Annotated in this window: 20 protein-coding genes and 2 riboswitches; of the genes, 12 read left to right on the top strand and 8 right to left on the bottom strand. The window is 49.4% G+C overall.

Features of this window, described 5'->3' with window-relative positions; translation table 11 throughout:
• Window positions 1-25: 25 nt before the first annotated feature.
• From AB4Y93_RS23135 to AB4Y93_RS23115, 5 genes are all read right to left on the bottom strand, one after another.
• A complete protein-coding gene (locus AB4Y93_RS23135; RefSeq protein ID WP_441895471.1) occupies window positions 26-994 on the bottom strand; it encodes an ABC transporter permease in 969 nt (322 codons plus the stop codon).
• A gap of 41 nt (window positions 995-1,035) precedes the next feature.
• Window positions 1,036-3,033 (bottom strand): beta-galactosidase, encoded by a 1,998-nt coding sequence (locus AB4Y93_RS23130; protein WP_441895469.1) that lies wholly within the window; start codon window positions 3,031-3,033, stop codon window positions 1,036-1,038.
• 162 nt (window positions 3,034-3,195) lie between these two features.
• Complete coding sequence (locus tag AB4Y93_RS23125) at window positions 3,196-3,915, bottom strand: glycosyltransferase (RefSeq protein ID WP_441895467.1); 720 nt, start codon at window positions 3,913-3,915, stop codon at window positions 3,196-3,198.
• A gap of 127 nt (window positions 3,916-4,042) precedes the next feature.
• Window positions 4,043-5,593, bottom strand: a complete 1,551-nt coding sequence (locus AB4Y93_RS23120) for a DHA2 family efflux MFS transporter permease subunit (RefSeq protein WP_441895465.1) — start codon at window positions 5,591-5,593, stop codon at window positions 4,043-4,045.
• 170 nt (window positions 5,594-5,763) lie between these two features.
• On the bottom strand, window positions 5,764-7,131 hold the full coding sequence (locus tag AB4Y93_RS23115) for an aldehyde dehydrogenase (protein ID WP_441895463.1): 1,368 nt from the start codon (window positions 7,129-7,131) through the stop codon (window positions 5,764-5,766).
• An 86-nt stretch (window positions 7,132-7,217) separates the two neighbouring features.
• Between AB4Y93_RS23115 and AB4Y93_RS23110 the strand changes: the two genes are divergently transcribed.
• Window positions 7,218-7,877, top strand: a complete 660-nt coding sequence (locus AB4Y93_RS23110; protein ID WP_441895461.1) for a lysoplasmalogenase — start codon at window positions 7,218-7,220, stop codon at window positions 7,875-7,877.
• A gap of 23 nt (window positions 7,878-7,900) precedes the next feature.
• On the opposite strand, the gene rlmN is transcribed toward AB4Y93_RS23110, so the two are convergent.
• On the bottom strand, window positions 7,901-8,971 hold the full coding sequence (gene rlmN, locus AB4Y93_RS23105) for a 23S rRNA (adenine(2503)-C(2))-methyltransferase RlmN (protein ID WP_441895460.1): 1,071 nt from the start codon (window positions 8,969-8,971) through the stop codon (window positions 7,901-7,903).
• A gap of 708 nt (window positions 8,972-9,679) precedes the next feature.
• Window positions 9,680-9,876, top strand: a riboswitch (cyclic di-AMP (ydaO/yuaA leader).
• Between the two features lie 115 nt (window positions 9,877-9,991).
• Window positions 9,992-10,176: riboswitch (cyclic di-AMP (ydaO/yuaA leader) on the top strand.
• A 117-nt stretch (window positions 10,177-10,293) separates the two neighbouring features.
• Here rlmN and AB4Y93_RS23100 point away from each other — a divergent pair.
• The 6 genes from AB4Y93_RS23100 to AB4Y93_RS23075 all read left to right on the top strand — a co-directional run bounded on the left by AB4Y93_RS23100 (window position 10,294) and on the right by AB4Y93_RS23075 (window position 17,762).
• A complete protein-coding gene (locus tag AB4Y93_RS23100) occupies window positions 10,294-10,713 on the top strand; it encodes a hypothetical protein (protein ID WP_441895458.1) in 420 nt (139 codons plus the stop codon).
• Between the two features lie 148 nt (window positions 10,714-10,861).
• Window positions 10,862-10,975 carry a K(+)-transporting ATPase subunit F gene (gene kdpF, locus AB4Y93_RS23095; RefSeq protein ID WP_441895456.1) on the top strand — a complete coding sequence of 38 codons (114 nt, stop codon included), beginning with the start codon at window positions 10,862-10,864 and terminating at the stop codon, window positions 10,973-10,975.
• 27 nt (window positions 10,976-11,002) lie between these two features.
• Window positions 11,003-12,682 carry a potassium-transporting ATPase subunit KdpA gene (gene kdpA, locus AB4Y93_RS23090; protein ID WP_441895454.1) on the top strand — a complete coding sequence of 560 codons (1,680 nt, stop codon included), beginning with the start codon at window positions 11,003-11,005 and terminating at the stop codon, window positions 12,680-12,682.
• A 25-nt stretch (window positions 12,683-12,707) separates the two neighbouring features.
• A complete protein-coding gene (gene kdpB, locus AB4Y93_RS23085) occupies window positions 12,708-14,738 on the top strand; it encodes a potassium-transporting ATPase subunit KdpB (RefSeq protein WP_441895452.1) in 2,031 nt (676 codons plus the stop codon).
• 26 nt (window positions 14,739-14,764) lie between these two features.
• Window positions 14,765-15,370, top strand: a complete 606-nt coding sequence (gene kdpC, locus AB4Y93_RS23080) for a potassium-transporting ATPase subunit KdpC (RefSeq protein ID WP_441895450.1) — start codon at window positions 14,765-14,767, stop codon at window positions 15,368-15,370.
• Window positions 15,371-15,440: 70 nt separating this feature from the next.
• Window positions 15,441-17,762, top strand: a complete 2,322-nt coding sequence (locus AB4Y93_RS23075; protein WP_441895448.1) for a histidine kinase — start codon at window positions 15,441-15,443, stop codon at window positions 17,760-17,762.
• Here the strand turns inward: AB4Y93_RS23075 and AB4Y93_RS23070 are convergent.
• Together AB4Y93_RS23070 and AB4Y93_RS23065 are read right to left on the bottom strand one after the other, a co-directional pair.
• A complete protein-coding gene (locus AB4Y93_RS23070) occupies window positions 17,734-18,423 on the bottom strand; it encodes an NAD-dependent epimerase/dehydratase family protein (RefSeq protein WP_441895447.1) in 690 nt (229 codons plus the stop codon). The two genes, AB4Y93_RS23075 and AB4Y93_RS23070, sit on opposite strands and share 29 nt — an antisense overlap.
• A gap of 105 nt (window positions 18,424-18,528) precedes the next feature.
• Complete coding sequence (locus AB4Y93_RS23065; protein ID WP_441895445.1) at window positions 18,529-19,581, bottom strand: NAD(P)/FAD-dependent oxidoreductase; 1,053 nt, start codon at window positions 19,579-19,581, stop codon at window positions 18,529-18,531.
• 216 nt (window positions 19,582-19,797) lie between these two features.
• Here AB4Y93_RS23065 and AB4Y93_RS23060 point away from each other — a divergent pair, with 216 nt between their 5' ends.
• From AB4Y93_RS23060 to AB4Y93_RS23040, 5 genes are all read left to right on the top strand, one after another.
• On the top strand, window positions 19,798-20,778 hold the full coding sequence (locus tag AB4Y93_RS23060) for an iron-hydroxamate ABC transporter substrate-binding protein (protein ID WP_441895443.1): 981 nt from the start codon (window positions 19,798-19,800) through the stop codon (window positions 20,776-20,778).
• A gap of 7 nt (window positions 20,779-20,785) precedes the next feature.
• Complete coding sequence (locus tag AB4Y93_RS23055) at window positions 20,786-21,799, top strand: FecCD family ABC transporter permease (RefSeq protein WP_441895515.1); 1,014 nt, start codon at window positions 20,786-20,788, stop codon at window positions 21,797-21,799.
• On the top strand, window positions 21,796-22,803 hold the full coding sequence (locus tag AB4Y93_RS23050) for a FecCD family ABC transporter permease (protein WP_441895442.1): 1,008 nt from the start codon (window positions 21,796-21,798) through the stop codon (window positions 22,801-22,803). Before AB4Y93_RS23055 ends, AB4Y93_RS23050 begins: the two co-directional genes overlap by 4 nt.
• Before the next feature lie 149 nt (window positions 22,804-22,952).
• Entirely contained in the window at window positions 22,953-23,105 is a 153-nt protein-coding gene (locus AB4Y93_RS23045; RefSeq protein WP_441895440.1) for a hypothetical protein, read from the top strand.
• A 268-nt stretch (window positions 23,106-23,373) separates the two neighbouring features.
• Window positions 23,374-24,339, top strand: a complete 966-nt coding sequence (locus AB4Y93_RS23040; protein ID WP_441895438.1) for an iron-hydroxamate ABC transporter substrate-binding protein — start codon at window positions 23,374-23,376, stop codon at window positions 24,337-24,339.
• The last annotated feature ends 23 nt before the right edge of the window (window positions 24,340-24,362 follow it).

Below are 24,362 nucleotides of genomic sequence, written 5' to 3'. Positions count from 1 at the left end.
CACCTCCTTGGCACGCCGGCTCCGCTTAGAATAAGCGGCTGCCGGATGTTTTCTTGGCTGTATAATTGACCAGCAGGACAAGCACGAGACTGACAATTGATTTGAACATACTGACCGCCACGCCGTAGGAATAATCGCCAATGCTGGTCGAGTAATTCAGAGCATAAAGATCAAGCACTTCGGAGCGGTTAATGACGACTGGATTACCAAGCAGGAACTGCGATTCATAGCCGCTTTGCACGATCCATCCGACATTCAAAATGAGCAGCAGCACGGCTGTTGGCATAATGCCCGGAATTGAGATAAAGCGCATCTTCTGAAAGCGCGTTGCCCCGTCTACTTCTGCTGCTTCATAGTGCTCTGGATTAAGACCTACGAGTACCGCAAGGTAGATGATCGTATTCCAGCCAAGCTCCTTCCAGAAGTTCGCGGCCGTGTGAATCCACCAGAACCATTTTTCCTCTCCGAGAAAATATAGCGGTTCATGAATAAAGCCCAGCTTCATTAGAATAGCGTTCACAACTCCGGCATCCGGGGAAAGCAGCGTAGCGAATATGTTGGCGATAACGACCCAGGAAACGAAATGCGGGATGTAGGTCAATGTCTGAATAACCCGTTTGAAGAAAACAAATCGGACTTCGTTCAGCAGTAACGCCAGGAAGATCGCCCCAATAAAGCTCGTTACCAGATTCAATACGCCCATGACAATGGTATTGCGAAGAGCGTTAAAGAACTGCGGATCCTGGAAGAGCAGCTTGAAGTTATCGAAGCCGGTCCACGGTGAGTGCCACAGCCCTAACGCTACCTTGTAATGTTGGAAAGCCATGATCCAGCCCCATAGCGGGCCAAAGGAAAATAGCATAACGAGAAGCACGAAAGGCGTTGACATCAAAAGCAGCTGATACTGTCTTCGTATGACGAGGCTTTTGCCCGCCTTCTTCCCGGCCGTTTGGACAATCTCCTGATTCGTTAGTGTATTGGCGGGTTTGGCCATGTTAGTCTCCTTTCTTGACAGCAGGTTGGTCGTTCATCGATTCAGCTAAGCGAAGTAAATACGTACACGCCATAGGCAGGAATGACGGCTGTGCCTTCCAGCATGCGGTTGGAGATCAATTCGAACATTGGAGCTGCCAATTGGACCGTCCGTTCCTCTCCCGCATGATTAATCGCAAAGACAAATCGCTGCGTGCTGCCCGCTCTTCGTGCCAACTCCACCTCCTCCGGCGCCGTTACCTCGATGATCGGACGGATATCAGCGGATTTGCATACTTGGCTCATAAGGCTGCGCATACCAATAGGATCAGCTCCGATGCCGAAATAATAAGCGGTGCCTTTCCCAAAGGCATGGCACGTGGCTGCTGGTGATCCTGCCATATAATCCTCACCATACCAAGCGATTGGTTCGGCCTTCTCGGCAGTGATGACGTCGTACCAGATCGTTCCGCTTCCCGCATTCTCTTCATCCCTTGTTGTAATCCGGCGGGATTCGCCTTGACGAAGCGTACCGTAGTCGGTGATGCGGATGCCAAGCAGCTCGCGGAATGCTCCCGGTAGTGGGGCATCATCCATTCGATTGTTCCACAGCTTAGTCCCGGCGCGGATATCGAGCACTACCGTACCGCCTGCGGCCGTGTAGCGCTCCAGCCTTTCGGCAACTCCCGGCTTCGCCATCATATAGTGCGGCAGAACGACCAGCTTATAAGCTTCAAAATCGCAATCATCCGATATGACATCCACAGGAATCCGATTGTCATAGAAGTGCTTATAGTAAGCCATAAGCTGCCGGCTATAGCGATGCTCATAGGTCTGCGGCTGAATCTCCATCGTCCACTCGTTCTCGTAGGACCTGATAATCGCCGCCTCTGCCTGGCTGCTTAAGCCCTCCATAAGAGGCAGCAACCGCTGCAGCTCCTCGCCTGTACGTGCCGCTTCCTCATAACGCCTGCCTGGATTGCCGTCATGCGGCAGCAGGCCGTGCCAGAATTGCTCGGCTCCGAATAGACAGGTCCGCCAGCGGAAGTAAAGGATGGCATCTGCGCCATGAGCAACAGATTGATAAGTCCATTTGCGAAGCTCGCCCGGCTTTGGCGTTGGGAATAAAATATTACCGCCCGGCGGGCCACTCTGATGCTCCATCACCCAGAAATTCGCTTGCTTGAAGCCACGGGTAACATCCAGGTTAAGTGCAGTATCCCGAGGGTCAGGCTTATCAGCAAACATCAGATTCGGGTACGTATCCAGCGATGCGAAATCCAGTTCCTTCGACAAATCAAAGTCATCGATTTCATTAAACATGCCCATCATGTTGTGTGTGACTGGCTGGTTCGGAGCGATGGCATGTAAGATGCTCAGCTGAAGCTTCTGGAACTGCACAGCCGAATCGGATGAAAACCTACGGAAGTCGAGCTCCATTCCCGGATTGTGCAGCGGAAACACCGTATAGGCAGGCAGCTCGATTTCAGTAAAAGCATTGTAAATCTGGCTCCAGAATACGGTCCCCCACTGCTCGTTCAAGTGATCGATATCGCCATATTTTTTCTCCAGCCATTGTTGGAAAGCGGTGCGGCAGTTGCTGCAATAACAACGCGTGGTATCGGTACAGCCAAACTCATTATCGATCTGCCATGCAATCACGTTCTCATGGTGAGCGTAGCGCTCCGCCATTGCCGTTACAATCGACTGAACATGGACGTGGTAGTTCGGGTTGTTGTAGCAATAGTGTCTTCGATGGCCAAAGCCGCGGACGACCCCTTTATTATCCTGCATATAAATATCAGGATGACGGTCCATGACCCATTTGGGCGGAGTAGCCGTTGGTGTCCCCAGCACAACCCGAATCCCTTCTGCGGCCAGAATCGACAGACTCTTGTCCAGCCATTCAAAACTGTACTCTCCAGCTCTTCGTTCCAGCTTGGACCAGGAAAACTCCCCGATCCGTACGACATTAATGCCGGCCTCCCGCATCATCTTCGCATCCAGCGGCCAGCGTTCTTCCGGCCAATGCTCCGGATAATAACAAACGCCAAAATTCATGTCGTTCTTTCATCTCCAATCTGTGTGCCTGATCTGTTTCTATTATCTAATGAGATAGGCAGCAGCAAAACCCGAGAAGTGAGAGATCAACACCCGACAAACAAGTCTGTTTATACGCAAAAAGAGGCTGCCCCCGGCCAATGGGACAACCTCTTCCTATTATTATGGATTTGCTCGTGGCGCTGCGCTGCCCGTTGCCGGACCACCAAATTTATCAGGGAATTGCTTCACGATGCCTTCAGCAAGCGTATCGGACAGCATCATCAGATGCGCCTGCCCTGCGTCATAATTAACAATATCCTTCTCCCAATCCTTCGCAAGCCTTGCGGTCAGGTTGCCAGCCAGCAGATCCAGATGCTTATCCATCATCTGTTTCAAATCGGTATATGCCCAGTTGGGATTAGCGCCGCTTAGAAACTTCGCGATATCGTCAGCGTTCCGGTACCATTCTTTATTGAACTTCTCGAAATCTTTCTTATTGTTGTTTTTAGCTGCTTCGATGACCTTGCCGGCAAGTACGATATGCTCCTTAAGCAGCTCCGCGAGCTTATTGCCGGCTTCTTCACCATAATAAGGCTTAATGGCATTGCCAATATCCTGCTGATTTCTCAACAGTCGATTCAGCACCGGCTTCGTGTCTTCGAGCCCTGCAAGCATGCTGATCATCGTATTACGTGTCCATACCGCATGATCAATCCATAGCAGCCTTAGATCAGCCTTCAGCTTCTCGGCTGCAGGATTCAGGCACACTCGATGAGCTCCGTGCTCACTTGCCTGGCCTGCCTGACTTGCCGCCCAGCTATTTGCCGGTGCAAGACTTAGACTTAGCGCCATCGCAGCGGCAATGATGGTCGTTTTCCAACGCTTGTTCTGTTTCATCATGTTGATTGTTTTCTCCTTCAGGCATGAAATGAGTAGCTTGAACTTGTTTTATTGTGAACATTTCCAGCTATTTCATACCTTACAAAGCAAAAAAGCACCCAGCTAAAAAAGCCGAGCGCTTATACGTCTATCCCATATGAAGCCCTTCGAGTGCAGACTCCGGCTTTTCTGCTGACGTGCTTTCGCCTGTGTTCTTCTTACCTCTGCGGAGCAGAAGGCCAAGCAGCGCACCGGTAATCGCGACAAACACCATGATGCCAAACGTATAATCAAACGCATCAACGGCAAGAGCCAACAGCTGCTGCATCTGCTCCGGATTGGCCTCCGCGGCATTGCCGGAGGTTTGATTAGCCAGCACATCCGGAGATACATTCGCCTCGGTCATCAGCGTCCCAATCCGTTTCGTTAGAATCGTTACCAGCAAGGCAACAGCCAGTGAGCTGATAACTTGCTGCATCGCACTGGTAAGCGAGGTTACCCGGCTTACAAGCTCACGTGGCGTCTTATTAATCAGATGGGAGTTCAGAGGCATCATCATAAGCCCCATACCTGCGCCTGCCATAATAAGCGGCAGCAGCAGATCTTCCCTGCCTGTATGAATATCGAGGTTAGAATATTGGAAGATCGCACCTGATACTAGGCTCAGCCCGATTACAACGAGCCAGCGAACCCCGATTCGATCAAACAAATAACCGCCGATCGGCATCATACAGGCCGAGGCCAACGCTTGTGGGAACAAGGTCAGTCCCGTATCAAATGCACCGTATCCTCGTCCTTGCTGCAGGAACTGCGGCAAGAGGAAGATCGCGCCAAACAACGAGAATTGAACGATCCACTGCACCACAATCCCAAAAGAGAAATCGACAGAGCGGAATACACGGAGATCAAGCAGCGGATGCTTCACGCGGAGCTCAACAAAGATAAACGCGATAAGCGCAATACCACCAACGATAAGCCCGCCGATCGTTTTATCCGAAGTCCAGCTTTCTGCGCCTTGGTTAAGGCCATAGGATAGCGCTGCGAAAGCAAGCGGACCTAGAATCATGCCCGGTATATCGAAGCCGGCAAGCTTCTTGGTATCCAGCTTCGGCAGCTTCCATAGACCAAATAATACGCTGATGACGCCAACTGGCAGATTAATGAGGAAAATCCAGCGCCAAGAATGGTATTCGACCAGCCAGCCTGAGAGAACGGGTCCAATCGCCGGGGCCAGCAGAATCGGTACACCAAGCAGCCCCATCACCTGCCCCACCTTATTTGGCGGGCTGAGACGGTACACATAAGCCATCGCTACCGGCATAACGAAACCACCACCAAGCCCTTGTATGACACGGAACATGATCAACATCTGCGGGTCATTCGGCAGTGCGCATAGCAGCGACCCCAGCGTAAAAAGTACGACCGAGGTCAAGAAAATCGTCTTCGCACCAAATCGGTCAGATAACCAGCCTGCCAATGGGATAACAGCTGCCTGAGCAAGCATATAGCCCGTTACCGTCCATTGAAGAGTAGGAAGCTGCGTATGGAAATCCTCCACGAGCTTCGACAGTGCCACGTTCATCGCAGTTGTATCGAGAATAACCATAAAGCAGCCTAGAATAATCGCAACAAGCGGGAGCAAAATGCTTTTTAATTGAAATTCCTGCTCCGGCTGTGTAGGTGTAAGCTGTTGTTCCATCCGTTTATTACCTCCTCAATTGACTGCTCCATTACGCCAAGGATGTACGGACGAGTGCTGTAAGTAATGGTTTTGCCTCCCCATGTTACTGAGCAAACCGGTAGAAGTCAATTGATTTTTTGGTAAAAAATAGATGAAGCGTTTCCAGCCCTCTGCTCTTATCCCATCCCTTATTTCATCAGCCTCCGAATGATCGCAAGTCCGCCTTTTGCCGACGGATATCGGAACGCGAAATCAAACTTCGTTGTTTGCTTCAGCACGCTTTTCATATGAGAAAATGTACGGAAGCTCTCCTCGCCATGATAAGCCCCAGTGCCGCTCTCGCCTACCCCGCCAAACGGCAAGTAAGGGGTCGCCAAATGCATAAGCGTATCGTTTATACACCCTCCGCCAAACGGTACTGCCTCCGTCACCCGCTTCTGAATCGCTTGATTATCACTGAACAGATAGAGAGCCAGCGGCTTTGGTCTCGCGTTAATCAGATCAATTGTCTCCTGGAGCTCATCATAGACAAGCACGGGCAGGATTGGGCCAAAAATCTCTTCCTGCATGACCGGCATATTCCAGTTCACCTCAGTCAGGACGGTTGGTTCAATACGCTGGGACATTTCATCTGTGCGCCCACCCATAGTAATCTCTCCTTGCTGGAGAAATCCACATAATCTCTGAAAATGACGCCCCGATATAATTCTCCCGTAATCCGGATGTTCCAGCGGATCTTTGCCATAAAACTTCGCAACCGACTTGTGAAGGAGCTCTATGAATTGTTCTTTTACGCTGCGGTGGACGAGTACATAATCAGGAGCGATACAGGTCTGCCCTGCATTAATGAATTTGCCAAAAGCAACCCGCTTAGCCGCCAGCTTGAGGTTAGCATCATGGTGAACAATGGCCGGACTCTTGCCCCCAAGCTCCAGCGTAACCGGAGTCAAATGCTTAGCAGCGGCAGCCATCACCTGTTTACCTACATTAACGCTGCCTGTGAAGAAAATTTTATCAAACGGCAGATCAAGCAGCTCCTTGCTTACTTCCACCCCGCCCTCCATGACGGTAATGTAAGCTGGATCAAACGTATCTTGAATAAGGGAGGACATCACCTCGGACACTGCCGGCGACAGCTCCGATGGCTTGAGCACAGACGTATTGCCTGCAGCGATTGCCCCAACAAGCGGCGCTATCGCCAGCTGGAACGGGTAGTTCCACGGAGCAATAATAAGTGCAGTCCCAAGAGGCTCTGGCACGATATACCCTTTGCTGCCGAAATGAGTGAAGGCTGTCTTCACTTTGACGGGCTTCATCCACCGCTTAAGATGCTTTTGCATGAAGGAGATTTCCTTTAAGACGAGCCCAATCTCAAGCAGAAAAGATTCCTTTTCACTTCGGTTCAAATCTTCGCGAAGAGCCTGCATGATCGCAGCCTCCCGCTCCACAATTACTTTATGCAGCTTAGCTAGCTGCCCCAGACGAAACTCCAAGCTCCGGGTTGCACCCGTGCGATAATAGGCCTGCTGCTTTTCAAACACTTGTAATCCATTCATCCTAAACCCCGCCTTTTCGATAGAAGACTATGTACTAATAAAAGGAATTTATCTGTGCTATAGTAGGACAAAAGGAGCGATGACAATTGAATAAAATAATGCCTGCACTCATTTTGCTTATGGGCTTGCTTTACATTTTTATCATTCCTTCAGAACCGCATGCCGTCAAGCTAATTTTCAAAAGCATACCGATGCTCCTTATCATCGCCTACGCCTACTTGCAGCCTGCCGAAAATGGTAAGCGATTTCAGCACATCCTGCTCATCGGCCTAATCTTCTGCGTCATCGGCGATGTCACTCTCGACAATTTCATTATTGGGCTGTCAGCCTTCTTAATCGGACATTTGTTTTATTTGAGCGGGTTCTTCGGGCAATGGCAATTCTCCCTATGGCGGCTTACCGCTATTGTACCTATTGGTGCCTATGCTGTTTATATGGGATATGAGTTACTTGATGCACTTACCAAATCAGGAGACGGCGGTCTGAAAGGACCTGTCCTTGTCTATGTAACGGCGATTTCCTTAATGGGCTGGTCGGCCATGATGTCCGGCAACAAATGGGCGATAGCTGGCGCACTGCTGTTTATGGCCTCGGACTCCGTTCTGGCCTGGAATAAATTCATCTCGGAGGTTGCGAGCTCCGACGTGATCATTATGACGACCTATTATGCTGCGCAGTTCTGCATTGCAGCCTGCATTAGTCATAAAGCCCGTACTGTTCCCAATCAAAAAGCCATGATCCTCTGATCATGGCTTCTTTTATAGCTGCTTTAACCCACTTTTTCCTTGTTCATCTGTTTACTGCGCAGCTGGCCGCAGGCCGCATCGATATCGGCGCCATGCTCCAGACGGACGCTGACGCTGACCCCTTGCTTCTTAAGTGTATCGTAGAAGCCTTTAATGGAGTCGTTCTCACTGCGCTGGTATTGGCTGTGCTCGTCGACCGGATTGTAAGGAATCAAGTTCACGTTTACAAGTGAACGGCGGCGGTCACCCACCAGCTCGGCAAGCTCAAGCGCATGCTCCTGCTGGTCGTTAACGTCCCTTAGCAGGATATACTCCAACGTAATCCGGCGATTCGTGCGTTCGAGATAATAGTCGATAGCGTCCATCAGCTTCTCGATTGGAATCGCGCGGTTAATCTTCATAATGCGAGTCCGCAGCTCATTATTAGGAGCATGCAGCGATACAGCCAGGTTGACACCTTGATCCTTGTCGGCGAACTCTCTGATTTTATCAGCAAGCCCGCTGGTGGATACGGTGATGTGACGCGGACCAATCGCTAGACCCTTATGATCCTTCACGGTTGTAAGGAAGTCATTCAGATGGATGAAGTTATCGAACGGCTCGCCGATCCCCATCACAACGATATGGCTGACTTTCTCACCTTGATTAGCTTCATCAAGATGAAGCTGAATCTTCATAATCTGCTCGACAATCTCGCCACTGGTCAGATCGCGGCTCTTCTTAATCAGGCCGCTTGCGCAGAAGCTGCAGCCGATGTTGCAGCCAACTTGCGTTGTCACGCAGACAGACAAGCCGAACTTATGGCGCATCAAGACCGTCTCAATCAGATTGCCGTCTAAGAGCTTCAGTAGCAGCTTCACGGTTCCATCCTTGGACTCCTGCTTCGTATGCTCAACCAGCGTCTGAATAGTAAAGTTCTCCTCCAGCAGCTTCACGCAGTCAGGATTAACTTCTGTCATAGCTGCAAAGCTTGTAACCCGCTTCCGGTAAAGGTATTCCCACACTTGAGTCGCCCGGAACTTTTTGTGTCCGCGCTCGCCCAGCCATGCGATTAATTGCTCTAATGTAAATCCATATATGGAAGGTGTACTCATTATTTATCCTCTTTTCACAAACGCGGCCTAAACCGCATACTGACTCCTATTGTCCCAAAATTATCGAACGAAAACAAGGGGCGATTCCCGCCAATTGACAGAAGCTCGCAACAGCACTATTCGGATAAGACCCCCGGAGGGTCTTATTGCTATTTTTTCTCCAGCAGAACTGGCCCATAAGACCCTGCGAGGGCCTTATTCATTCCAGATAGTCCAGTTTCACTACCTTTCATCTGATTTTTCTTATTCATAAGATCCTGACAGGGTCTTATAGGCTCCCGCTCCCCGCTCCATTGCTCGGATAAGACCCTGCGAGGGTCTTATTGCTGCCGCAGCCGACTAGTTCACCTTCGTTTATCGCCTCATTCTCTGCGATAAGGTCCCCGGCAAGTTCCCCTCTGTTCCGATGCTCCATCCGCTGCATTAAGGTCCTTGAGGGAACTTAAGCTCGCCGTTTGACCATTCATTGCACTGGTTAGTGTCCCTAATGGATCTTACCTCGTCCATTGTTTCTTTTTCAAATAAAAGTTTAAGAGCACAATTAGCGCAATCTAGAGATATAGGAATTAAGAAAGAGCATCGTAGAGTTCATCCGAGATGTAAACGCTCTAACCAATCACAATGTAATAATTAGACAATATGCAGCCTCCATGTCTCATTTACATTAACCTTAGGCAGGCGTAACATACGATTCAGCAATTGAAATGTATGCTTTATTCGCTGAGTTTCCGTCATGGGAAACGGGGGAACCAATCGATAAGCGCAGTGTCATCGGTGTGAGAGCCAATGAATCTTGTTGCTTATCAGGGGTGAATCCAGGAAAGGCTTCGTGCGGCCGAACCTGGTAGGGCGACTCTCACCGTCCGAATCCGTCAGCTAACCTCGTAAGCGAAGAAAATGTCTGTTCCAGCAAGCTAAGGCTGCGAAGGCATTTTCCAGGTAGAGAGGATGATGTGATCTTGTGACCTTATGGGGCCGCGGGGAACTTTCCTCTGCGGTCTTTTTCTATTGTATTCCAAAATGTCTTTATCGCTTAATCTCCTTCACAGGGGAACGGGGGAACCAATCGGACGGCAGGCTGAATTTAAACAACCCGCCTTCCACGGGGTGAATCGCCAGAACGGCTCGAATAAGCCGCATGGCGTAGGGCGACTCTTACGCCCGAATCCGTCAGCTAACCTCGTAAGCGTAACAAGAGAGGCAACGATGATCGTGAATATAGGCGTGGTTTATTTTCTGCTGCGCTTATAAGCCGCGTGAAGAGTCCCTCTTCCGCGGTTTTTTTGTCGTTGAATCCTCTATCGAAAAGAGGAGCGAGCTTCATGAACGATTATATTCTCGTATCTGCACCAAACGTACAGGGCGAGGACTTTATTAAACAGCTGCAGCGCCGGCATATCCCGTTTGCAGCGCTTGTGAATAACAAAGCGGAATACGAGCGGATGCTCGCACTTGAGGTAAATACGATCATTGTCATAAGCACGACTGAAGAAGCCACCTGGCGGGTACCGGAGCTTCCTATTGGACGGATTTTTCTTTTCGAGAGAAGCCTGAACCTTTGCTGCCGCTACATTCAGATCTGCCGCAGCTGGACGTCGAAATCGATCTGTGTCATTACCAACAGCACAAACCCGAGACTGATCTATAAAGGAATGGGCGCGAATTATGTGATTCATTCCAGTAGCACAGAGACTTCTTTTCTCATAGCAAGCGACTTCATGACAGGCAGCGACAACGGGTAAAAATCCATGCTTACGAAGCAAGAATTGCTCAATTGGCTGAGATAGGCCATTTGTGTACCAATTCTTTTAAGGAGAATAGAGTTATGCAGGATATTTATATGGTGCTGCTTCTAGCAGCTGTATTCGTACTCTTCGCCGGATTTATGCAATGGTGCGACCGCTCGATTCAAGAGGAGGACAAACGATGATTGTCACACTCTGTCTGGCTTTACTTATCTTTCTCTATTTAGTGTACGCCCTCATTAATCCAGAAAAATTTTAATCCCTTAAACGATCGCGGGAGGTCAATATGGATATTTTACAGCTTCTAATCGTGATTGGCGTGCTTATTCTGCTCGTCAAGCCACTTGGCTCGTACGTCTATCACGTCTACTCGAATGAGCCAAACCGAACCGACCGAGTATTCGGGTGGTCTGAACGAATCATTTACAGCGTGATCGGCTTAAAATCGCGAGCAGGCATGACCTGGAAAAAATACGCGCTTAGCTTTCTTCTAACTAATATCGTATTAGTTGCCATCAGCTATTTGATCCTGCGCTTTCAAGGCGGGCTCCCTGGCAATCCGAATAACATCGGCGGTATGGAACAGACCTTGTCCTTTAATACCGTCATCAGCTTCATCACGAATACGAACTTGCAGCATTACAGCGGGGAGACCGGGCTTTCTTACTTCTCGCAGATGGCTGTCATTATGATGATGATGTTCACATCAGCGGCTACAGGCTTCTCGGTTGCGATTGCATTTATCCGTGGTCTGACGAGCAAAGGCACAACAATCGGTAACTTCTTCGAGGATTTCGTGAAGTCGCATACCCGGATTTTTCTGCCGCTGGCCGTGCTTGTCACGCTGGTACTGGTGGCTTTGCATGTGCCACAGACATTTGATCCGAACATAACCGCAACAACGCTAGAAGGTGCCACGCAAAATATCGCGATCGGACCTGTGGCATCCCTTGAATCAATCAAGCATCTAGGTACAAACGGCGGCGGTTTCTTCGGAGTCAACTCGGCTCATCCATTCGAGAATCCAAACCCACTGACGAATGTCATCGAAATTTTATCGATGTGGGCGCTGCCTGCTTCCTTACCTTATGTATTTGGACGATTTGCGAAAAACCGTAAGCAGGGCTGGGTTGTATTTTCCGCGATGATGACCTTGTTCCTTGTCTTTCTGGCAACGGTCTATACCGCTGAGCTGCATGGCAATCCGCTACTAAACAATCTTGGTGTGGATGCCTCACAAGGCAGTATGGAAGGTAAAGAGGTACGCTTTGGTATCGCACAATCCGCTCTGTTTACAGCCGTCACAACAGCAGCGACCACCGGTACGGTTAACAACATGCACGATACACTGACACCAATTGGCGGACTCGTACCGCTTGCCGAGATGATGCTTAACGTTGTGTTTGGCGGTAAGGGTGTTGGTCTCATCAACATGCTGATGTACGCCATACTCGGAGTATTTATCGCCGGACTTATGGTTGGACGTACGCCGGAGTTTCTTGGACGGAAAATTGAGCCGCGTGAGATGAAGCTCATCGCGATCGCCATTCTCGCCCATCCCTTTATTATCCTAGTGCCGACCGCTATCGCCTTCCTTACCGACCTAGGCCAAGGCTCAATTAGCAACCCAGGCTTCCACGGCATCTCACAGGTGCTGTATGAGTACACCTCATCAGCAGCGAATAACGGCTCCGGCTTTGAGGGATTAGCCGATAATACACCTTTCTGGAATATTACAACCGGACTGGTCATGCTGTTTGGACGATATATCTCGATGATTGCCATGCTTGCCGTTGCCGGTTCACTGGTCCGTAAGCAGCCTGTGCCAGAGACATCGGGTACATTCCGGACAGATAACGTGCTGTTTGCAGGGATTCTTGTAGGAACCGTATTAATTATTGGAGCGCTGACGTTCCTGCCTGCCGTTGTTCTTGGACCAATTGCAGAGTATCTGACGCTTCGCTAACGGATAAGGATGAGGTGAGTAAAAGGTGACTACGAAACGTAAATCTATGCTGGACTCCGCTATTTTAAGCCGAGCGGTCAGGGACAGCTTTATTAAATTAAATCCACTAACAATGATGAAAAACCCCGTCATGTTCGTCGTTGAGGTCGGTACACTTGTCGTACTGCTTATGACATTGCTGCCCGGCTATTTCGGTACAGAAGATCGGGTAGGCTTTAATCTGACGGTGTTTCTTATTCTGCTATTCACGGTACTCTTCGCGAATTTCGCAGAAGCATTGGCCGAAGGGCGCGGTAAAGCGCAGGCCGATTCGCTTAAGAAGAGCAAACAGGACATTACGGCTAACAAAATGGTCGGCAATAGTGTAAAACAAGTCGTATCTACCGAGCTTCGGAAAGGCGATATGGTTATCGTCTCACAAGGCGAGATGATTCCGGGCGATGGCGAAGTCATTGAAGGTCTTGCTTCTGTTGATGAATCGGCCATTACCGGTGAATCGGCTCCTGTTATTAAAGAAGCTGGCGGTGACTTCAGCTCCGTTACCGGCGGTACACGTGTCGTCAGCGACCAGATCAAGGTTCGCATTATGAGTGATCCCGGCGAATCGTTTATTGATCGTATGATCTCACTTGTTGAAGGCGCAAAGCGGCAAAAGACGCCAAACGAACTGGCTCTGAACACCCTGCTTACAAGCCTGACGCTTATCTTCTTGATCGTTGTCGTTACCCTGGCCCCTATCGCCAAATATGTTGGTGTAGAGCTGGATGTGCCCGTGCTGATTGCCCTGCTCGTCTGTCTCATTCCGACCACAATTGGCGGTCTGCTGTCAGCCATCGGAATCGCCGGTATGGACCGCGTGACACAGTTTAACGTATTGGCAATGTCAGGCAAAGCCGTTGAAGCAGCCGGCGATATTAACACAATGATTCTGGATAAAACCGGTACGATTACATTCGGGAACCGGATGGCCAGCGATTTCCTTCCTGTTAAGGGCTCAACCATCCAAGAGCTTGGCGAGTGGGCAGCACTCAGCTCGGCCAAAGACGAGACGCCGGAAGGACGCTCCGTATTAGAGCTGATGAAGACCAAGCAGCTCTCCTACCCAACTGAGCAGATTGAGCAGGCTTCCTTCATTCCTTTTACAGCTGAAACACGGATGAGCGGTACCGATTTGCCAGATGGAAGAAAAGTACGTAAAGGCGCCGTTGATGCCGTTAAAAAATGGGTATTGTCTCTAGGGGGTACTATCCCAGCCGATCTCGATTCCACCGGTGAAGCCGCTGCTGTCCTCGGCGGAACACCACTTGCTGTTTCCGTTGATAACCGGATTCTAGGTATTATTTATTTGAAGGATACCGTTAAACCAGGCATGCAGGAGAGATTCGCTGAGCTCCGCCGGATGGGTATCAAGACCATCATGTGTACGGGCGATAATCCGCTGACGGCAGCAACGATTGCCCGTGAAGCAGGTGTCGATGACTTTGTGGCGGAAAGCCGCCCTGAGGATAAAATCGCGCTGATCAAAAGAGAGCAGGCCGCAGGCAGTCTTGTTGCGATGACCGGCGACGGCACGAATGACGCCCCTGCTCTTGCCCAGGCCGATGTTGGGCTTGCGATGAACAGCGGTACAATCGCAGCGAAGGAAGCTGCGAATATGATCGATCTGGATTCCGACCCGTCGAAGATTATCGAGGTTGTGGCTATCGGCAAGCAGCTGCTAATGACCCGCGGCGCTTTGACCACGTTCAGTATTGCGAATGATATCGCCAAATATTTTGCCATCATCCCTGCGATGTTCATGATTGCGATCCCGCAGATCGATGTCCTGAACATTATGAAACTTGGCTCGCCTTCATCGGCGATCCTCTCGGCCCTTATCTTCAACGCCGTCATTATCCCGCTCCTCATCCCGCTTGCGATGCGAGGGGTTGCTTACAAACCGATAAATGCATCCAAGTTGTTAAGCAAGAACCTGCTTATCTACGGGCTTGGCGGCGTCATTGCACCGTTCATTGGTATTAAGCTGCTTGACCTTATCGTTCATATTTGGATCTAATGCGTTATTCGAAAGGAAGAGATCATATGAATCAATCCGCTTCATCATCCGCATCAGGCGGTGGCTCAATCCTGATCATCGCCATCAGAGCGAGTATCGCATTTATTATATTATGCGGCATTATATATCCGCTCGTGTCTACGGGTTTAGCGCAGCTGCTCTTCCCGCATCAGGCGAACGGAAGCTTGATTAAGAACGCAGAAGGCCAGATTATCGGCTCGTCCCTTATCGGGCAAAGCTTTACCGACCCTGCCTACTTCCAAGGGCGTGTATCGAGCATTGACTATAAAGCAGAAGCTTCCGGATCCAACAACTATGCGCCCTCTAATCCAGATATGCTCAAGCGGACGCAGGAATCGATTGCCGCATGGAAGGCAGCCAATCCAGACGTTCCAATCAGCAAGCTTCCGATTGCTCTGATTACCAACTCTGGTTCCGGCCTCGACCCGCATATTACGCCAAGCTCAGCTGAGGTTCAAATCCCGCGGATCAGCAAGTTGACCGGCTTATCGACCGATACGTTGGAACAGCTTGTCCAAAAGCATACCGAAGGACGTGACCTTGGTGTATTTGGTGAACCGCGCATTAATGTACTGGAGCTCAATATCGAACTAATCCAGCTTAGAAAATAAAGCAGAACGCCCCGCTTGCACTTGCAGGCGGGGCATTCACACGCTAAGAGGAAAGGAGGAACAACCCGTCATGGACAACGGCTACCGTCGAAAAACACCCGAGGAGCTTCTGCAAGCGATAACGAAGCTCCATCATGGACGGCTTAAAATCTATATCGGTGCGGTTAGCGGCACCGGTAAAACCTATCATATGCTGCGCGATGGCCAGCAGCTTCAGAAGCAAGGCATTGATGTCGTTGCCTGTGCTGTCTCGACGATGCAAAGGCCCGAGACGATGGAGCAGCTCATAGAAATCGAACGGATTCCCAGCATCCACTGGTTTAAGGAAGGAGTCGAATGGAAGGATCTGGACTTACGGGCCATCAAGACGCGTAATCCCGAAGTCTTGCTCGTTGATGGGCTGGCCCATCGCAACCGACCAGAGGCAGAGTTCCCTTCCCGGCTTGATGATATCAAGCATCTGCTCGCATGCGGAATAAGCGTCATGACGACGATCAATGTGTATGAACTGGACGGCGTCTGCGATCTTGCTTATCAATTAACAGGGATCGAAGCCGAGTATACCGTACCCGACGATATTCTCGAGCTTGCGGATGAGGTACGTCTTATCGACGTTTCGCCTGAGACCATCTTGACACGATTAAATGAAGGCCATTTGCGCAACGCCAAGACCCCTCACCTTCTCCGGAGGGGAAATCTTGATAAGCTGCGCGAACTCGCTCTGCGCCTGATGGCTGAGGATGTCAACGGATCATTGGAGCATCATCGGAGGAATCAAGGCCTTATTGGCCCCTCCGGCGCATCCGAACGAATACTTGTGACGGTACAGTATCATTGGAACGGCTCCATCCATGTCCGGCGCGGCCAGCAGGTGGCGAAGCGGCTCAGCGGGGAACTGCTCGTTGTATCGTTCATATCGGATAACACCTCTTTATCAAAAGAAGCAGCTGCATTTAAGCGTTCGATTGTGAAGCTCACGCAAAAGATTGGGGCATCCTTCGAGGAGCTGGTTGTCCCCCACCTTCATCGGCGCCTGCTGTCCCAGCATATTACCGAGTATGCGATGGCCCATGGTGTAACCCGCATTGTGCTGGGCCACTCCAAGCATACCTGGCTGCAGGAGCTGCTTCATGGCTCCATCGCTAATGGGATCTTGCAGCAAGCCAAACCAATCGATCTCTTCTTTGTTGCCGATCGTACAGATCAGGAAGGAGAACGTATTCTTCCTGCGAGGCATCGCACGGAGACCCGCTCTACTTATAAAAGACTCAGCATTGCCGAGAAGAAGCAAACGACTGAGCGTATGAAACGCGGCACCTTCAAAGTATATATTGGTGCTGCACCCGGAGTGGGAAAAACGTACACCATGCTCCGTGAGGGCAATGTCCTCCTCCGCAAAGGCATTGATGTCGTGATTGGTCTTCTTGAGACACATGGCCGCAAGGACACAATGGAGCAGGTGGCGGAGCTGCCCTCCATTCCAAGGGCACAAATAGCTTATAAGGATATGCTGCTGGAGGAGATGGACGTCCCTGCTATTCTTAAGCGATTTCCTGAGGTGGTCCTTATCGATGAGCTTGCCCATACGAATGTGCCGGGCAGCTTAAACAAGAAGAGATATGAAGATGTCCGTATCATTCTGGATGCCGGCATTTCCGTTATTTCCACCGTTAATGTCCAGCATCTCGAAAGCTTAAATGACGCTGTCGAGCAAATAACAGGGGTACGGGTCAGAGAGACGGTACCCGACAGCATGCTGCGCATCGCCGATGAAGTAGAGCTTATTGATGTATCGCCTAGAGCGTTGCAGGAACGGATGCGGGAAGGCAGAATCTATGCCATGGGCAAGGTCGAACAGGCGCTAGGTGCCTTTTTTCAGCTTGGTAACTTGATTGCCCTGCGGGAGCTTGCCTTGCGCGAAATTGCGGATGATGTGGATGAAAGGCTTGAGGCTTGGGAACGGACAGGGTCGCTGCGTGGCCCGTGGCGGAGGCAGGAGGTCATATTTGTAGCCATCACAGACCTTGCACAAGCGGATCGACTGATCCGCAGAGGCTTCCGTATTGCCCACCGGCTTAAGGCCGAGTGGCATGTCATGGTCGTTTATAATGGCGGCGGACATGCAATAGATCGTCGTATGAAGGAACTCCTTCAATTAACGGAGCAGCTAGGCGGAACGTTTGTTGTTAAAGAGGTGAGGCAGACACAGTATCTCCCGGCTTTTCTGCTCACCCATGCCAATGCGCTTAATAGTACTCAGTTCATCATTGGTCAGGAGAAAAGGAGCTGGCTCGCAAGAATGCTCCGGCCGTCCATCGTAAAAAAGATATTGCAGAACGGCCGTAAAATGGATGTGATGGTCGTTAGCTGCCTTCCTTTGCAAGAGCAATAATATCTTTTGGATCGAGAATATGGCGTTCATAACTCGTGTAAAAGGTTTGGATCATGGCAAGACCAACCTGCCGAAGCGTAATAAGATGATTGGGGAACAAAGGTCTTAAGATCGGATACAGCCATGTCAGCGCATAGGCCCATTTCGGGACTCTCATCTGCCCCTTCGTTGGGTGCATATAGCCTGGACGGAACATGAATGCACGTCGGAACGGTAGCTGCAGAAGGTGATTCTCCGTTCTTCCTTTCACTCTAGCCCACATCACTTTGCCCTGCTCCGTGCTGTCTGTGCTGGCGCCGGTTACATAACAGAATACCATGTCCGGGTTCAAGCTCGAGAGCAAGCGTGCAACATGCATCGTCAGATCGTAGGTGACACGGGTATAGTCTGCTTCCGACATGCCCACCGATGAGACGCCAAGGCAGAAATAGCAGGCATTGTATCCTTTAAGTTCATCTTGAATCGGGGTTAAGTCATAAAAATCCTTATGTATGATTTCCTTCAGCTTCGGGTGCGTAACACCACTTGGCCGGCGAGTAATAGCAAGTACCTGTTCGACATCCGGATGCTGCAGACATTCCATCAGAACACCTTCCCCGACCATACCTGTAGCTCCCGTAATAATGGCTCTTATTTTCTCTTTCGGCTGCTTTGCTTCCATTCTCGCATCTCTCCCTTATTAACAGGCACTACAATCATTATGGCATAGCCCTAGAAACAAAAAAAGACGAGGCAGATTCGTTCTGCATCGTCTTTCATCTATATACTAAGCCATCATTTGCTTCACAAGCTCGCGGTTCCGTTCTTTGAATACTTCATTATGGGATGAGACCATTCCGTATGCATTCGCATCCGGTTGGATGTAAGATTTCGCTCTATTCACCGCGTTGGCCGCGTCCTGGAATGCCCCAGCAATTAAATGCAGCTTGCCGTCATGCATCAGAATATCGCCTGCCGCAAACATTCCCGGCACGGACGACTCTCCGCTTGGACTGCCTTTCACATACCAATTATCCACCATCTCTATGTTAAGCTTGCTGTTCTCGAGCAGGGAGGAATCTCGTTCGTAACCGTGGTTAATAACAACTTCATCAATAGCCAGCTGCGACACTTCACCTGTCTCGCTATTGGTAAGCTCCACGCATTCAACGAGCTCATCGCCAGAGGTTGCTAGCAGCTTCGTAATCTCTGTATGGAACAAGCATTCCACCTTCGGGCTGTTCATCAATGTCGTTACATTCGCTTCATGCCCGGACAAGGCCTCTTTGCGATATGTAATGTAGATCTTCTTCGCGAATGGCAGCAGCTCCATCGCCCAGTCAACGGCCGAGTTGCCCCCACCGGAAATGATCACATTCTTATCCTTAAATCTCTTCAACGATTTCACCGTGTAATGAAGGTTTGTTACCTCAAACTTCTCTGCGCCCTCAATTGCGATCTTCTTTGGATTCAGAATACCGCCGCCAACTGCGATGATGACCGTCTTCGAATAATGGATACGTCCGGAGGAACCTTGCAGCTCGAAAATATTGTCTTCGTTACGCGTAATGGATTCGATCTTTTCATTCAGGACAACCTCCGGATCGAAAGTCAGCCCCTGCTTAACGATCTGCTCAATTAACTGTGCTCCTGGAGTAGGCGTTAAGCCCCCGATATCCCAGATCATTTTCTCCGGATATACATGCACCTTGCCGCCCAAGAACGGCTGGAATTCGATCAGCTTTGTTTTCATTTCTCTAAGCCCACTATAGAAAGTCGAGTACAGTCCCGCAGGACCTCCCCCAATGACAGTAACATCAAATAATTCTTCTTGCAGCATGAACACCCTCCTCAGAAAACCCACCATTAGCACTGATTATCATTATCAATAGTATAAGGCCTTTGAGAACATTTTTCAATAAGCGGTTGACAATTAGACTAAATCCCTATAATTTAGTAAATGGCACTAGACAATGATAATCATTATCATCATGTGTTGCATTATATAGCCTAGGTCGTTCATGTATTCCATTCTATTATAAGGAGATTAACACCCATGAAAAAAAACCTCATCTCCCTCATGATGCTCTTCGTAATTATTCTGAGCGCATGCGGAAACAACAACAACACGGGCAATAACGCCGGAGCAGAGAACACAGCTTCAAGCAACAATGACGGGGCAGCAAATGCATCGCCACCAACAGACACTGCTGCTGAAGCAACAGGAACCATCACCTTCCAATCAGAAAGTGGTCCAATGGAAGTGCCTGCCAACCCACAGCGTGTTGTTGTATTGTCTTCTTATACTGGTGACTTATTACAACTTGGCCTTACTCCTATTGCCGTCGACTCTTGGGCGAAAGATAATCCTAAATTCACTGATAAGCTGAAGGATGTAGCCGTAGTATCCGATGAAGATGTCGAGAAAATTCTCGAGCTGGAGCCGGATTTGATCATTGCCACTGATTCGACAAAAAACCTAGATAAATTAAAAGAAATCGCTCCAACAGCTGTGTTTACCTACAATAAAGTCGATTATTTACAGCAGTTTATCGAGGTTGGTAAAGCGCTGAACAAGGAAAAAGAAGCAACCGCTTGGGTCGAGGACTTCAAAGCCCGCGCTGCACAAATCGGTAAAGATATTAAAACGAAGATTGGTGAAGACTCTACGGTTACGGTCATTGAGAACTACGACAAGGAGCTGTACGTATTCGGCAATGCCTGGGGCCGCGGCACAGAAATCCTGTACCAGGCAATGGGCCTGAAGATGCCAGAAAAAGTAAAAGAAATGGCAATGAAAGACGGGTGGTATTCCTTATCGCTGGAGGTTCTTCCTGAATACGTCGGTGATTACCTGGTCTTCAGCCAAATGAAAGATACCGCAAGTGCCTTTATAGATACCGAGACTTACAAGAACATTCCTGCAGTTAAGAACGGTCATGTCATCACAGCGGATGCCCAAGGCTTCTACTTCAATGATGCCTATACGCTTGATTATCAATTGAACTTCTTCAAAGAGCAGTTCCTAGGAAAGTAAGCCGATGATGACACAGGAAACGAGACGCCCAATCCCATTTGTTATTAAATTGAGTGCAGGGATCCTGTTCTTTATCGCAATCTTTTTCCTGGCCATGGTGTTCGGCGCTGCCGACACCACGGTCCATGAAACATGGCTCGCGCTGACGTCACCTCACGATACAAGTGAGAAAGTGACGCTTTTGCGCGAAATCAGGCTGCCGCGAGAACTCGCGGCAATCTTTGTTGGTGCGGCACTAGCCGTATCCGGCGCCATTATGCAAGGCGTGACTCGGAATGCGCTTGCAGATCCGGGACTTCTCGGCTTATCTGCCGGAGCAAATGCCGCCCTTGCAGCAACGGTTGCGTTATTCCCTAGCATTAATTATTTTGGCATTATGATTGCATGCTTTATCGGCGCTGCCCTTGGCTCGATTCTCGTTATCGGGATTGGCGCAGCCAAACGAGGCGGCTTCTCCCCTATTCGCATCGTACTGGCGGGAGCAGCGGTTTCTACTTTTTTATATGCTGTTGCAGAAGGCATCGGCCTTACCTTTAAAGTATCCAAAGATGTTAACATGTGGACATCCGGCGGTCTGATCGGAACATCATGGGGACAGCTTCAAACGATTGTTCCGGTTATTGTGGTTGGTATTCTCATTGCAATCGCGATGTCGAAGCAGCTGACCGTACTTAGCCTTAATGAAGATGTAGCGACCAGCCTTGGGCAAAGGACCGGTCTTATCAAAGGCGTTCTGTTCACGGTTACGATTCTGCTCGCAGGCGCTTCCGTTGCGCTTGTCGGAAACCTAGCTTTCCTTGGCCTGATGATCCCGCATATGGTGCGTGCTATTGTTGGCCAGGACTATCGTTATTCCGTTCCGATGTCCGCTATTGTAGGTGCCTCCTTCATGCTGCTCGCGGATTTGATTGGCCGGACCGTTAATGCCCCGTATGAAACGCCGGTAGCGGCCATTATCGCGGTTGTGGGTCTGCCTTTCTTCCTCATTATCGTTAAAAGAGGAGGCAAAGGACTGAAATGATTTTATCGCATATGGTTCGGAAACAACGTATTATTCTCGCCATTCTATTTCTGCTTATCGTCGCGACGATCATTGTCAGCCTCAGCCTTGGCTATTCAACCTTGACCTTTAAAAGGCTGATACCTGTTCTGTTTGGTGACGGTACGAAAAATGAAAACTTCATTCTGTTCGAAATACGGATGCCGCGTGTCATTATTACTCTTCTGGCCGGTATGGCGCTTGCTTTATCCGGCTCTATTCTGCAAGGCGTGACCCGTAATGATTTGGCCGATCCTGGCATTATTGGCATCAACTCGGGAGCAGGCGTGGCGATAACGATCTTCTTCCTGTTCTTCCCGACGGAAGCTGGACCATTCGTCTATGCCCTGCCTGTTATCGCCTTTATCGGCGCTATAGCAACGGCATGTCTTATCGCTCTATTCTCCTGGAAACGGCATGCTGGCATCCAGCCGGTCAGTATGGTGCTTACGGGTATTGGCTTCCAAATGGCGCTTAGCGGCGTTATGATCGTGCTCATTTCCTCAGCAGATCGTGAGAAGGTTGATTTTATCTCCAAATGGATTGCCGGCGGAATCTGGGGAACAGACTGGCCGTTTATTTTGGCCATGGCACCATGGCTCGTCATCTTTATCCCGTTTACTCTATACAAGGCGAATCGCCTCAACATCCTCTCTTTAAATGAGCATGTGGCGGTTGGCGTCGGTATCTCATTGACGAAGGAGCGTATTGTATTGCTCTTCTCGGCAGTTGCTCTGGCGGCGTCTGCCGTGTCCGTCACAGGCGGGATCGCCTTCATAGGGCTGCTCGCACCGCATATTGCGAAAGCCTTAGTTGGCCCGCGTAATCAATTGTTTATCCCGATCTCCATCCTGTTTGGCGGATGGCTGCTCGTCTTGGCCGATACGATCGGCCGCCAGATCGACATTGCCGGCGGCTTGCCGGCTGGGATCGTCGTATCCCTGATCGGCGCACCGTACTTCCTGTTCCTGCTGCTGAAAAAATAACTGTTCTTCGGTTATCACAGGCTGGAATTTGCAATAAGACCCCACGAGGGTCTCATCGAGTAAAAATGATTTAGAGTTAATGCGATAAGACCCTCTCAGGGTCTTATTTCTTTATAGTTATCGCGCTATCCTACTTCCTGGCAGGTACAATGTCACTTGTTATGATGCAGTCAGCAAGCCCGATTAAGTCTGTTGTATATCTGCAGCTGGCAGGGGCAGCATGTATCCTTCTGCTGCCCTGGTCAGCTGCCTTGGGCTTTGGCCCTGCCTCCATTCGTGGCCTGGTGCATTCGGCCGTATGATCGATGAAGGCGAGCGTACGCTTCCCTTCTATATAATAAACCCACGAATAGCAGCTGCCTGCACCACTATTTTTTTGGTTTGAACAAACACTTGAACAAGTTATAGACAATCGAAAATCATACATTCATTGACAAATTACATATTCATTGAGTATACTTCTCAATTAAATGATTATGATTATCATTATTAATAGATGCACCTAAATAAGAGATTGTGAAGCTAATTCATAATTATTAGCACCATACTCAAAAGGGAGAATTACCTATTATGAAAAAAACGTCTATCCTGTTAGCCCTTGTCCTTATCCTCATCCTAAGCGCTTGCGGCAGCAATTCCAAGTCTGCGAATAATGCGAATGCGAACAACTCTTCATCCGCTGCACCGTCAGATTCACCTTCCCCAGAAGCCTCCGATTCCGGTACAATCACATACCAATCCGAGGAAGGGCCAGTTGAGGTGCCAAGCAATCCGCAACGGGTCGTGGTTATTACACGATTTCTGACCGGTAATGTAATGGCGCTTGGTGTACCACTTGTCGGTGTTGATCAGATGTCCAAGGACAATCCGAATTTTACGGATAAACTGAAAGACGCTGAAGCTGTTACAGATGAAGATGTTGAAAAAATCATGGAGCTCGACCCGGATCTCATTATCGGTCTCTCGGATATTAAGAACGTCGACAAGTTCAAGAAAGTCGCTCCTACCGTCACGTTCACGTACGGAAAAGTCGATTACTTAACACAACAGCTGGAAATCGGCAAATTGTTGAATAAGGAAAAAGAAGCTCAAGCCTGGGTTGATGATTTCTCAGCACGGGTAAAAGATGCCGGAGATAAAATTAAAGCGAAAATCGGCGATAAAGCAACGGTATCAGTCATTGAGACATTCAACAAACAACTTTATGTATATGGCGATAACTATGCTCGGGGTACGGAGATTCTCTATGACGGAGGATTCGGACTTCCTAAGCCGGAGAAAGTCGCTGAAGCGACGAAGACAGACGGCTACTTTGCCTTATCGACGGAAGTTCTTAAGGATTACATGGGTGACTACGTGATTTTCAGCAAAAACGCGGATGAGGATAATTCATTCCAAGAAACAGAAACCTATAAGAACATTCCTACAGTCAAGAACAATCATGTCTTCGAAGCTGATGCTAAGACCTTTTACTTTAACGATCCACTGAGCTTGGAATACCAATTAGACTTCTTCATCAAACATTTCCTCGGTTAGTAATCAACAAATGCGGCTGAACA

This window comes from Paenibacillus sp. YAF4_2 (assembly GCF_052113225.1).
Classification (GTDB): Bacteria; Bacillota; Bacilli; order Paenibacillales; family Paenibacillaceae; genus Pristimantibacillus.
The sequence above is the reverse complement of the archived record's forward strand: the minus strand, read 5'-3'. Positions and strand labels throughout refer to the sequence as shown.

Bases quoted from the DNA above. Each gene is read 5' to 3' on its own strand.
- AB4Y93_RS23135 (WP_441895471.1), bottom strand. From the start codon at position 994: ATGGCCAAACCCGCCAATACACTAACGAATCAGGAGATTGTCCAAACG.
- AB4Y93_RS23130 (WP_441895469.1), bottom strand. From the start codon at position 3,033: ATGAATTTTGGCGTTTGTTATTATCCGGAGCATTGGCCGGAAGAACGC.
- AB4Y93_RS23125 (WP_441895467.1), bottom strand. From the start codon at position 3,915: ATGATGAAACAGAACAAGCGTTGGAAAACGACCATCATTGCCGCTGCG.
- AB4Y93_RS23120 (WP_441895465.1), bottom strand. From the start codon at position 5,593: ATGGAACAACAGCTTACACCTACACAGCCGGAGCAGGAATTTCAATTA.
- AB4Y93_RS23115 (WP_441895463.1), bottom strand. From the start codon at position 7,131: ATGAATGGATTACAAGTGTTTGAAAAGCAGCAGGCCTATTATCGCACG.
- rlmN (WP_441895460.1), bottom strand. From the start codon at position 8,971: ATGAGTACACCTTCCATATATGGATTTACATTAGAGCAATTAATCGCA.
- AB4Y93_RS23100 (WP_441895458.1), top strand. From the start codon at position 10,294: ATGAACGATTATATTCTCGTATCTGCACCAAACGTACAGGGCGAGGAC.
- kdpF (WP_441895456.1), top strand. From the start codon at position 10,862: ATGGTGCGACCGCTCGATTCAAGAGGAGGACAAACGATGATTGTCACA.
- kdpA (WP_441895454.1), top strand. From the start codon at position 11,003: ATGGATATTTTACAGCTTCTAATCGTGATTGGCGTGCTTATTCTGCTC.
- kdpC (WP_441895450.1), top strand. From the start codon at position 14,765: ATGAATCAATCCGCTTCATCATCCGCATCAGGCGGTGGCTCAATCCTG.
- AB4Y93_RS23075 (WP_441895448.1), top strand. From the start codon at position 15,441: ATGGACAACGGCTACCGTCGAAAAACACCCGAGGAGCTTCTGCAAGCG.
- AB4Y93_RS23070 (WP_441895447.1), bottom strand. From the start codon at position 18,423: ATGGAAGCAAAGCAGCCGAAAGAGAAAATAAGAGCCATTATTACGGGA.
- AB4Y93_RS23065 (WP_441895445.1), bottom strand. From the start codon at position 19,581: ATGCTGCAAGAAGAATTATTTGATGTTACTGTCATTGGGGGAGGTCCT.
- AB4Y93_RS23060 (WP_441895443.1), top strand. From the start codon at position 19,798: ATGAAAAAAAACCTCATCTCCCTCATGATGCTCTTCGTAATTATTCTG.
- AB4Y93_RS23055 (WP_441895515.1), top strand. From the start codon at position 20,786: ATGACACAGGAAACGAGACGCCCAATCCCATTTGTTATTAAATTGAGT.
- AB4Y93_RS23050 (WP_441895442.1), top strand. From the start codon at position 21,796: ATGATTTTATCGCATATGGTTCGGAAACAACGTATTATTCTCGCCATT.
- AB4Y93_RS23045 (WP_441895440.1), top strand. From the start codon at position 22,953: ATGTCACTTGTTATGATGCAGTCAGCAAGCCCGATTAAGTCTGTTGTA.
- AB4Y93_RS23040 (WP_441895438.1), top strand. From the start codon at position 23,374: ATGAAAAAAACGTCTATCCTGTTAGCCCTTGTCCTTATCCTCATCCTA.